Source organism: Agrobacterium sp. D14 (assembly GCF_001526505.1).
Lineage (GTDB): Bacteria > Pseudomonadota > Alphaproteobacteria > Rhizobiales > Rhizobiaceae > Agrobacterium > Agrobacterium leguminum.
The window spans coordinates 69,898-79,439 of record NZ_ASXX01000022.1 but is presented as its reverse complement, the minus strand read 5'-3'; the positions used below and the strand labels follow the sequence as shown (position 1 = coordinate 79,439).

At 61.8% G+C, this 9,542-nt stretch carries 5 protein-coding genes; all 5 read left to right on the top strand.

The window, feature by feature from the left end; translation table 11 throughout:
• Nucleotides 1-446 precede the first annotated feature (446 nt).
• On the top strand, nt 447-1,349 hold the full coding sequence (gene bcsN, locus L901_RS15295; protein ID WP_059758269.1) for a cellulose biosynthesis protein BcsN: 903 nt from the start codon (nt 447-449) through the stop codon (nt 1,347-1,349).
• 94 nt (nt 1,350-1,443) lie between these two features.
• A complete protein-coding gene (gene bcsA / locus L901_RS15290) occupies nt 1,444-3,633 on the top strand; it encodes a UDP-forming cellulose synthase catalytic subunit (protein WP_059758261.1) in 2,190 nt (729 codons plus the stop codon).
• Nucleotides 3,630-6,155, top strand: a complete 2,526-nt coding sequence (locus L901_RS15285; protein WP_059758259.1) for a cellulose biosynthesis cyclic di-GMP-binding regulatory protein BcsB — start codon at nt 3,630-3,632, stop codon at nt 6,153-6,155. Before bcsA ends, L901_RS15285 begins: the two co-directional genes overlap by 4 nt.
• Nucleotides 6,152-7,207 (top strand): glycosyl hydrolase family 8, encoded by a 1,056-nt coding sequence (locus tag L901_RS15280; protein ID WP_059758257.1) that lies wholly within the window; start codon nt 6,152-6,154, stop codon nt 7,205-7,207. Before L901_RS15285 ends, L901_RS15280 begins: the two co-directional genes overlap by 4 nt.
• Entirely contained in the window at nt 7,198-9,531 is a 2,334-nt protein-coding gene (locus tag L901_RS15275; RefSeq protein ID WP_059758254.1) for a cellulose synthase, read from the top strand. The genes L901_RS15280 and L901_RS15275 overlap by 10 nt, the downstream gene beginning before the upstream one ends.
• Nucleotides 9,532-9,542: the final 11 nt, after the last annotated feature.

Here is a 9,542-nt window from a genome sequence, read left to right as displayed (position 1 = left end):
ATGGCAATGTCATGCGTCAACTCTCTGTTTTTACAGTTGAATAAAAAGCGGACCAATAAAAATACTGCATTATGGAGGCAAGTAGACCATGGGACATATTGCGCTGCAACCGTAAAATTATCGACCTGACAGGAAGCCAACCCCCGGCAGCGCGATTGGTTCCACCTTCTTCCATGGCGAACATGGGGCGGCAACTGTGATTCGCTAGCCATAAAGTGCCAGAAATTACAACGCAAATTTGAGATTGCTTATTCGTAGTCCTCACGTATTTCGTAGCAATGGTCTGGTCATTAGTGATTCGGTCTCCTTTTAACCTGGGCGGCGTTGGGGAAATAAAGGGGCGTAAGGCAGTGAATTTTTCTGCCTATACTTCATTGCTGTTCTCCATTGCGGTTCTGTCGGGCTGCAATACTCCCGCGGGCGTTCGGTCCTTCGGGGGACCCCAGATGCTGTCCCCTTCCGAGGCGCTGGTTTTCCCGCCGCCCGGTGGTCCCGAAATCGTGACCGTGATCAACCGCACCTATTCCAACGCCGTGGCGCAGCAGGTCATCTTACGCTCCGAAGCCGCTACGCCCGGGCAGAATTACATCAAGGCCGAGTTTTTCGGCCCACAACAGGCCGGCGATACCGGTGGCGACGCCCTGGGTTTTTCCGGTTTCAGGGCATCTTCCGTCGCGCGGGAAATCCGCGCCGAGTTTCCGGGCGAAAACATCGCCATGTCGGCAAATTACCTGCAGAACGGTTATGGCGCGTTCTCCTATGCCGCCGGCAGCGGCCGTGGGGACGATACCTGCCTTTATGGCTGGCAGGACATACGCTCGCCGGAAAGCATGCGGCAGGATTTCCGCAATCTCGGGCGCATCAAGGTGCGGCTGCGCCTTTGCCAGTCGGGCGCCAGCGTCGAGCGGCTGCTGGCGGTTATGTATAATTACACGATCACCGGCACCTATGCGTCGCCCAGCTGGAACCCTTACGGCACGCCGCAGGCGGTGGATAAAAATCTCGGACGGCCGGGCCATCCGGTCTATCCCATAAAGACGGATGAGGTGCCGATGCGGCCCGGCGGCGAGGTGACCGCCAGCGTGCCGCCCCGGCCCGTTCGTCGCACGGCTGCCGTTGCACCGCCCGCCCAGCCGGAACCGCAGCCGCTTCCACCCGTTGCTGCAGTCAGTATCCCGTCGCCCGCATCGGCTGGGGCACCCCTCCAGCCTGCAAGGCCCACGGTGGCGGGCAGGCGTCCGGATGGTGTGCCGGCGGATAGCGGCCGGCAACCGTCGCAGGTCCCGCAGGTATCCATCCCGTCACCCGCATGTCTGTCCGGTTCGGGGGTGGCGTCAGGATGCAGGTGATCGCCGGAACCAGCGGGAAAGAGCACGCCAAGGCGCAGATCGCAAAAATTCCGGGCCAAAATTCCGGGTGGGGAAGACAACGGAAAGTTTCTGGATGAGCAAGGCCCTCACAATCATTGTCTGGTTACTTGTGTCGCTTTGCGTTCTGGCCATCGTCACGATGCCGGTCAGCCTGCAGACGCACCTGGTCGCCACGGCGATTTCGCTCATTCTGCTGGCGACGATCAAGAGCTTCAATGGGCAGGGGGCCTGGCGTCTGGTAGCGCTCGGTTTCGGCACGGCCATCGTGCTGCGCTATGTCTACTGGCGCACCACCAGCACGTTGCCGCCCGTCAACCAGCTCGAGAACTTCATTCCCGGCTTTCTGCTCTATCTGGCGGAAATGTACAGCGTCGTGATGCTGGCGCTCAGCCTCGTCATCGTGTCGATGCCGCTGCCGTCGCGCAAGACGAGGCCCGGTTCACCCGATTACCGGCCTACGGTCGACGTCTTCGTGCCGAGCTATAACGAGGACGCGGAGCTTCTCGCCAATACGCTCGCAGCGGCCAAGAACATGGATTATCCGGCCGACCGGTTCACCGTCTGGCTGCTGGACGATGGCGGCTCGGTGCAGAAGCGCAACGCCAGTAATATCGTCGAGGCGCAGGCGGCGCAGCGCCGCCACGAGGAGTTGAAGAAGCTCTGCGAGGACCTCGACGTGCGCTATCTGACGCGCGAGCGCAACGTCCACGCCAAGGCCGGAAATCTCAATAACGGGCTTGCCCATTCGACCGGCGAGCTCGTGACCGTGTTCGACGCCGACCACGCGCCCGCCCGCGACTTCCTTCTGGAAACGGTGGGTTATTTCGAAGAGGACCCTCGGCTCTTTCTGGTGCAGACGCCGCATTTCTTCGTCAATCCCGATCCCATCGAGCGCAATCTGCGCACCTTCGAGACGATGCCGAGCGAAAACGAGATGTTCTACGGCATCATCCAGCGCGGTCTCGACAAGTGGAACGGTGCATTCTTCTGCGGCTCGGCCGCCGTGCTGCGGCGTGAGGCGCTGCAGGATACCGAAGGTTTCAGCGGCGTCAGCATCACGGAAGATTGCGAAACGGCGCTGGCGCTGCATTCGCGCGGCTGGAACAGCATCTATGTCGACAAGCCGCTGATCGCCGGGCTGCAGCCGGCCACCTTCGCAAGCTTCATCGGCCAGCGCAGCCGCTGGGCGCAGGGCATGATGCAGATCCTGATCTTCCGCCAGCCCCTTTTCCGGCGCGGTCTCTCGTTTACGCAGCGCCTCTGCTACATGTCGTCGACGCTGTTCTGGCTGTTTCCGTTCCCGCGCACCATCTTCCTGTTCGCACCGCTGTTCTACCTGTTCTTCGACCTGCAGATTTTCGTGGCCTCGGGCGGCGAGTTTTTGGCCTATACGGCGGCCTATATGCTCGTGAACCTGATGATGCAGAACTATCTCTACGGCAGCTTCCGCTGGCCGTGGATTTCGGAACTTTACGAATATGTGCAGACGGTTCACCTCCTGCCCGCCGTCGTTTCGGTGATTTTCAATCCCGGCAAGCCCACCTTCAAGGTGACGGCGAAGGATGAATCCATTGCCGAGGCACGGCTTTCGGAAATCAGCCGGCCGTTCTTCGTCATTTTCGCGCTGCTGCTGGTGGCGATGGCCTTTGCCGCCTGGCGCATCTACAGCGAGCCTTACAAGGCGGATGTCACGCTCGTGGTGGGCGGCTGGAACCTGCTCAATCTCATCTTTGCGGGCTGTGCGCTCGGTGTCGTTTCCGAGCGCGGCGACAAGTCGGCGTCGCGGCGCATCACAGTCAAACGGCGTTGCGAAGTCAAGCTCGAGGGTAGCGACGCCTGGGTGCCGGCTTCCATCGATAACGTCTCGGTGCATGGCCTGCTGATCAATCTCTTCGACAACGCGACAACCATCGAAAAAGGCGCGACGGCCATCGTGAAGGTTAAGCCGCATAGCGAGGGCGTGCCGGAAACCATGCCTGTCAACGTGGTGCGAACGGTGAAGGGCGAGGGTTTCGTCTCGATCGGCTGCACCTTCTCGCCGCAACGCGCCGTCGATCACCGCCTGATTGCGGACCTGATCTTCGCCAATTCGGAACAATGGAGCGAATTCCAGCGGGTGCGCCGCAAGAACCCCGGCCTTATCCGCGGCACGGCCATCTTCCTGGCCATATCGCTTTTCCAGACGCAGCGCGGCCTTTATTATTTGGTCCGAACGCTTCGGCCTGCTCCCAGAGACGCCAAACCTGTCGGAGCGGTAAAATGACCGGCCGTAAACCCATCCGGGATTCTCTGGCAATGTTGATATGGGGAGCCGTCGCCACGGGCGCTATGGCGCAGTCCTCCCCCTTCGACATGTCGCCGGAACGGCCCGCCCAGGCGGCTCCGACACCCGTGCCGCCGTCCACCGTTGCGCCTGCCGCGCCGCGTCAGCAGCCACCTGCCCAGATGCCGGCCCAAATTCCGGCCCAGATGCCGGCCCAGACGCCGTCTCAGCCATCCGCCCCGCCGCCATTTGCGGTTCAGCCTGCGCCGCAGCCGCAACAGCGCCCAGCCGTTCCGTTGCCGCCGGCGGTTGCGGCTCCTCCGCGTCAGGAAGGCGCAAGACCTGTTCCGGCAACGGCCCCGTCGCTCAACGCCGACAGCCGCCGCCGATACATCCTGCCCTATGAAAAGCTTAGCCTTTCCGGGGAGATGGACCGGCGGCAATGGAGCATCTATCTGACGCCGGAGCAGGTGAATGCCGCCGTTTCGCTCAATATCGGTTATCAGAACGCCATCGTGGTCGCGCCGGAAAGCTCGAATTTTCAGGTCAGCCTGAACAATGTCGCGCTGGATCCGGCGCGTATCGAAGCGCCCGACAGCGAGGGCAATGTCTCCTTGAAGATCCCGCCCGGCGTCCTGCAGGTCGGCTCCAATGTCGTGAGACTGGGCGTGCAGCAGCGCCACAGAACCGATTGCACGATCCAGTCCACCTACGATCTGTGGACCGATATAGACCCAGCCAATACCTATATCGGCTTTAATGCGGATGTCGCCGGAAGCTTTGCCAATATCGACGATATTCAGGCAACCGGTCCGGATGGCAAGGCGATGACGTCTATCGAGATTGTCGCACCGGCGCTCGCCAATCCGGCATTTGCGGATTCTCTCCTGCGCCTTTCGCAGGCGCTGGCGCTCAGAACCCAGATGCCGAACCAGACGATCCGTTTCGTGGCCGCTCCTTCCGCGGAGCGCAAGGCGGGCACGCTGACGGTCTTCGTCGGCACCGCCCGCGAGATTGCCGGCATCGCCGGAACGCTGCCACCCGAGGCTTCGGCGGGCGCTTTTGCCGGTTTTGGCGTCGCCGCGCCGGGTGGTCTTTCACCGCTTTTCGTCAGCGGCCCCACCCCGCAGGCGGTTCAGGCGGCAATTGAGACGCTATTTTCGTCGATATCGCGCACACCCGGTGCGCAGAGAACGACTTTTTCGACCCGAAGCTGGCATGCGCCGGATGTGCCGCTCGTCATGTCGGATCGCCGTATCGCGCTTTCCGAACTTGGTTTCGAAAGCACCGAATTTGGCGGCCGGCGTTTCCGCAACGAATTTTACGTCGGCATGCCAGCCGATTTTTATGCGTCCGCCTATGGTGAGGCGTCGCTTCTCCTCGATGCCGCCTATTCGTCGCAGGTATTGCCGGGCAGCCATGTCGATATCTACGTCAATGACCAGATCGCCTCGACCGTACCGATTTCCAACAATGGCGGCGGCATTTTCCGGCATCTGCCGATCAATGTCACGATGCGTCATTTCAAGCCCGGGCCGAACAAGGTTACCATCGAGGCGGTGTTGATGACGGCGCAGGATCAGTCCTGCGCGCCAGGCGCGCCCGCCAGTACGACGCCGCGTTTTGCATTGTTCGACACGTCGGAACTTCATATTCCGGACTATGCGCAGATCGGCCGCAAGCCGGATCTTGCCGCGATGGCGGGGGCCGGACAGCCCTATCGGACCGGCGGAGCGCCTGTTGCCCTGTCGCTCGACCGTTTCGACACCGATACCATGTCCGCGGCAGCCACGCTGATCAGCCGGCTGGCAAGCGTGGCGGGGCATCCCATCGACATCGAGACTGTCGCTTCGCCACTGGTGATCGGCGATCGCGACGCGCTGTTCGTCGGCACGATTTCGCAATTCCCGCAGGCATTGATCGGCCAGTTCAATCTCGTTCCTTCGAGCCAGATATCCTGGAAAATGGGAACCGGCGTTCAGCCGCCCGCGCAGAGCAGCGAGACCCTTTTCAACGACTGGCGCGAGCGGGTGGACGGCGGTGTCTGGGAGGGGCAGGTGTCTTCTCTCGAGGAATGGATGAAGCGGAATTTCGACCTGAGTTCGGATACGCTGCGCTTCCTGCCGGCCGCCGAGCAGCTCTATGCGCCGCCAAGCAATGTCTCCTTCATGCTTGCTCAGGGACTTAGCCCCTCCGGAGAAGGGGTGTGGACGCTTGCCACTGCACCGACGTCCGCGGAACTTCTTGACGGCATGGCGGCGATGACGCGGGAAAACCGCTGGCGCGGCGTCACGGGACGTGTTGCCGCTTACGATGCCGCTACCGAAAAGCTTGAAACGATGGAGGTGGAACGGCCGTATTTTTACGTCACGCGGGCGTTTTCCCTTTCCAACTGGAGGCTGGTCGCCGCCAACTGGCTGTCGTCCAACGTTCTTTCCTATTCGCTGGCGTTCATCGGTTTCGTATCTCTCCTCGGCCTCGCCACTTTCACGATGCTGCGCATGATGGGACGGCATCGATGAAGAACGGGATCTCGAAACTGGCCGGTATTTTCTTCCTGTCCATGTTGACGGTGATTGCAGATATTTCCGTCAGCCGCGCCGCTTCGGTTTCGCCGGAGGCGTGGTCTGCCTATAAAGGCGCGTTTCTCGATCCCGGCGGCCGCGTCATCGATACCGGCAACGGCAATATCAGCCATAGCGAAGGCCAGGGCTACGGCATGTGGCTTGCCGTGCTTGCCGACAATCTGTCCGATTTCGAGCTGATCTGGAGTTTCACGCGCACCGAGCTTTTGGTGCGTGACGACGGGCTTTCAGCCTGGAAATGGGATCCGCGCACCAGACCGCATGTAACCGATATCAACAACGCCACGGATGGCGATATCCTGATCGCCTATGCGCTGGCGCTGGCGGCCGGGCAATGGAACCGGCAGGATTATGCCGAAGCATCCGCGGCCATCGCATCCGCCATTCTCAAGAAGACGGTGGTGCAACGCGGCGGGCGAACGCTGCTTCTGCCGGCGGCCAGCGGTTTCGACGAGGATGACCGGGAGGACGGGCCAGTGGTCAATCCTTCCTATCTGATTTTCGAGGCCTTTCCGGTGCTCGATCTTGTTGCGCCATCGCCGCTTTGGAAAGTGCTTGCCGATGATGGTGTGGCGCAGATCGGCACATTCGCTTTCAGCGATAGAAAACTGCCGGCCGACTGGGTATCAGTAAAGGCGAAGCCGCAGCCGGCATCGGGTTTCCCGCCGGAATTCGGCTATAATGCGGTGCGCATACCGCTTTATCTCGCAAGGGCGAATATGAGCTCTCCGGAGCTGCTCGCCCGGCTGAAAGGCGGCATGACGCTGGAAAGCGGCGCTGCCGGAACCTTCGATCTGAAGAGCGGAGCGGTCAAGGATGTCCTGTCCGATCCCGGTTATCGTATCATTCCGGCGCTCGCGGCCTGTATCGGCGGCGGGCCGGCCGTTTCCGCCGAACTTAAAAACTTCCAGCCAACACTTTATTATCCTTCCACATTGCATCTTCTGGCATTGTCGTTTCTGGCAAGGAATAACGGGGAATGCCGATGAACAAGCCACTGTCGACCTCGGCTCTCATTCTGCTTCTGATAGCGCTCGCCGCCTTTCACTGGCGCGACAGTATTCTCGGGCGGGTGTCGGACGTGCATACCTCGGCGGTCGGCGACAACCGGGCGACACAGCGTGTTTTGCCGACGGCGGCTAATCCGGCGCAGATCAACGCTTTCGTCAAGAACCGTGAAATGGCGCAGGTAACGCAGCCCGCGACACCGCCGGTCACTGTGCCGGCGACCGACCCCTTGCCGGTGACACAGGCTGGCGGACAGGCACCGCAAACACAGACGGCGCAGGCGCCGGCCCCTCGTGCCACCCAGCCTGCATCGGCCGATATGCCCGAGGTCGATCTGAGTGCGTTGCGCTATTTCGCGGCGAGGGGCGATACGCAGCGTCTTCAGGCCGAAATCGCGCGCCTGCGCACGCTTTATCCCAACTGGACGCCACCTGCCGATCCTCTCGCCATTCCCGAAAACGGCGATCCACGGCTTGACGCCATGTGGCAGCTTTATACCGATGGCCGTTATGCCGAAGTGAGGAAGGCGATTGCCGACCGCCAGCAGGCGGAGCCCGGCTGGCAGCCGCCCGACAATCTGACGGGTATGCTTTCCCTTGCCGAAGCGCGCCAGCGGCTCGTCAATGCTTCCGATCTCAAGCAATATGCCACAGTGGTGGATACGGCCGCCAACAATCCCGGCCTGCTGACCTGTGGCGAAGTCGATGTGCTGTGGCGGGTTGCCGATGCCTTCGCCAATACCGACCGGATGGGACGGGCGCGCGACGCCTATCTCTACATCCTCAACAATTGCACGGTCGCCAGCGACAGGCTCGCCACCGTGCAAAAGGCATCGGCGCTTTTGCCGGCGGAAATGATGGACGAACTGCTGACCAGGGAAAAACCCGGCGCGGACGGTCAGCTGGAATTCGAACCGGTCAAGAACGATCTTGCCCGTCAGTTCGTGGCCAGGGCAGGGGAAAAGGAGGGCGTTGCCGTTCCTTCGGCCTATGTGATGCGGCTTCAGCGGCTTGCCCAGACCGACAAGCTTGCAAGCGACGCCCTGCTGCTCGGCTGGTACAATATCCGGCAGAAGAACATGGCGGAGGCGGAGAAGTGGTTCCGCAAGGCGCGGGAAGAGGAAGACAGCGCATCGGCCTCGCAGGGGCTGGCGCTGGCGCTGATCGACCGTAACGAGCCGCGTGAGGCCGAGGACGTTATGCATAAATGGCGCAAGGCATCCGACGATGCGCTTGCGACTTATCTCGCCGCAACGGCCAATCTTCTCGCGCTGGAGCCGCCGGTCGTTCTGCCGCCGGAGGTGCTGCAACGTATCGCCGCCGAAACGGTGGCGCGCAAGGATGCGGCGACGGCGCAGCAATTCGGCTGGTACTCGCTTGCCTTCCGGCAGACGCCGCTTGCTTTGCAATGGTTCAGCACGGCCCTTGGCTGGAAACCCGATGATGAGCCGTCAGCCTACGGCATGGCCGTCAGCTATCACGATCTTCGCAATCTCGCCGGCCTGCGTGGCATCCAGCAGCAATGGGGAGGCCGTTCGCAACGTATAGCCGATGTGGGAACGGCGCGCATGGTGGACCAGTCCGGGCAGGCGGTTGCTCCCATAACCGCGCCGCCGGTTGTCGCACAGGTAACGGCGCCGCCCGTGCAGACCAGTGCACCGCAGGGTGAGACGGCGGTGGTCTATAACCCGCCTGTCGTCCAGCAGCTTGAACCTTCGCGCAAGCAGGCGCGCCGCCCGACGCAGGCGCAAAGGGAAGCCAGCGCCGCATCGCGCCCGCGTTCCTGCGCGGCCTATCCCGATCCGCAACGTCTGCCGCCACAGCAGGCGCTCGATCTCGGCTGGTGCCTGATGGAGACGAACCGGCCGGCGGAGGCTCTCAAAGCTTTCGAATCCGCGATTGAAAGTGGTCACTCCAATGTCAAAAGCGACGCAGCCTACGGCCAGAGCCTAGCCTATCTGCGCATGGGCTTGACGGACCATGCAGCCGTCTCGGCGACGAAATCGCGTATGGATCGCCCACGCGCGACTGAGTTGCAGGTCTCGATCCTTGCCGATCGAGCGGTCTCCGCATTCGGGTCAAAGCGATATGCCGAAACGCTTCTCCTGCTCGACCAGCGGGCGCGGCTGGCGGATGAGCGCACGGACCTGATGGTGCTGCGCGGTTATTCCTACCTCGCCATGCGCCGTTATGGTGAGGCCGCCCAGATTTTCGAAAGCCTGACAGCTATCGGAAACAAGGATGGCATCCGGGGGCTGGCTGCGGTGCGCGCCGCCCGGCCGAGCAATGGTCCCCAGGGCGGCTGACGGGCGGCTTA

Bases quoted from the DNA above. Each gene is read 5' to 3' on its own strand.
- bcsN (WP_059758269.1), top strand. From the start codon at position 447: ATGCTGTCCCCTTCCGAGGCGCTGGTTTTCCCGCCGCCCGGTGGTCCC.
- bcsA (WP_059758261.1), top strand. From the start codon at position 1,444: ATGAGCAAGGCCCTCACAATCATTGTCTGGTTACTTGTGTCGCTTTGC.
- L901_RS15285 (WP_059758259.1), top strand. From the start codon at position 3,630: ATGACCGGCCGTAAACCCATCCGGGATTCTCTGGCAATGTTGATATGG.
- L901_RS15280 (WP_059758257.1), top strand. From the start codon at position 6,152: ATGAAGAACGGGATCTCGAAACTGGCCGGTATTTTCTTCCTGTCCATG.
- L901_RS15275 (WP_059758254.1), top strand. From the start codon at position 7,198: ATGCCGATGAACAAGCCACTGTCGACCTCGGCTCTCATTCTGCTTCTG.